This is a genomic window from Pseudomonas sp. JH-2 (genome assembly GCF_036231725.1).
Classification (GTDB): Bacteria; Pseudomonadota; Gammaproteobacteria; order Pseudomonadales; family Pseudomonadaceae; genus Pseudomonas; species Pseudomonas delhiensis.
Genome location: NZ_JAZAQP010000115.1, coordinates 1 through 1202 on the forward strand (window position 1 = coordinate 1; position 1202 = coordinate 1202).

At 53.2% G+C, this 1202-nt stretch carries 1 protein-coding gene; it reads left to right on the forward strand.

Annotated features, from left to right (window positions below):
• Window positions 1-223 precede the first annotated feature (223 nt).
• Entirely contained in the window at window positions 224-1171 is a 948-nt protein-coding gene (locus tag VV867_RS30950) for an IS110 family transposase (RefSeq protein ID WP_034376281.1), read from the forward strand.
• The last annotated feature ends 31 nt before the right edge of the window (window positions 1172-1202 follow it).

Here is a 1202-nt window from a genome sequence, read left to right on the forward strand (position 1 = left end):
TTCGCGAGCAAGCCCGCTTGTATGCTAGGACTTGAAGGGAGGAGAAGGGACAAAGCCCGATTCTGACTGTTGACGCAGTACAGACCGTGGGAGATTTCGCCCCTCCTCCTTTCACCCAAGCGCCGATAAAGAATGCATCTGGCTATGACCGACGATAGGAACAAGCCTGCGCCTCTGGGTGAGCCCTTCAAGTGCTCAAAAACATAGCCCGGAGGAAGCCCCCATGGCAATGCCAGTTTCTGTCTCAAAGCCGATCGTAGGCGTTGATGTCGCTAAGAATGAGCTGGTGATTTATCACGCTGAAGCCGATCTACTGGAAACGATCGCAAACAACAAAGCTGCTATCAAAAAATGGCTGAAAACGCTGTCCTGCAAAGTGGCCATCGCAATTGAAGCCACCAACATCTACCACTTGGAGTTTTCCGATCTAGCCCATGAAGCTGGTTGCGTGGTTTACATGGTTGGAGGTTATGAGCTTAAACATTACCGCGAAAGCTTGAAGATCCGGGCCAAGACTGATGCTTTGGATGCCCAGCTGCTCGCCCGCTATTTGAGAAAGGAGGCAGACGAACTGCGTCCCTGGACACCGCCATCGCCGCTGTATCGCCACCTTCTAAGCCTGTTTCGTCGGCGCGCAGCCTTGGTTCAGGCGCGCGTCAGCCTGACGCAAAGCTGGGCGAATGAACCGCTGCTTAAGGCCTCGTTTGCCGAGCAGGTCAAGTCGATGCAGAGACTTGAAGGGTTAATTGAAAAGATGATCAGTGATTGCCTGAAAGAGGCAGGTTTGCTGGGGCAGTTGAAGCGTTGCTTGAAGGTCGAAGGCATCGGCTTTTTGACTGGCGCGCGCTTGATTGCCACCTTCCAACGGGGAGAATTCAGGAATTCAGACGCGTTTATCGCCTTTCTTGGTATGGATTTGCGCGTCAACAAGTCAGGACAGAAAGATGGTCGTCGTAGTTTAAGTAAGCGCGGCGACTCAGAGGCCCGGCGCCTGCTGCATAACGCCGCGATGGCGGCTAGCCGAACAGAGACATGGAAGGCGTTTTATCAAGCACAGAGGGCACGAGGCTATAGCACCACTCAAGCGTTGGTAATATTGGCTCGCAAGCTTGCTCGAGTGGTGTTCGCTCTACTGAAAGGGCAAAGCGAATATCAGCCAAAGGTTGGTTGAGGGTTGCCCCTCAACCATAGAATCTCCCACA

Bases quoted from the DNA above. Each gene is read 5' to 3' on its own strand.
- VV867_RS30950 (WP_034376281.1), top strand. From the start codon at position 224: ATGGCAATGCCAGTTTCTGTCTCAAAGCCGATCGTAGGCGTTGATGTC.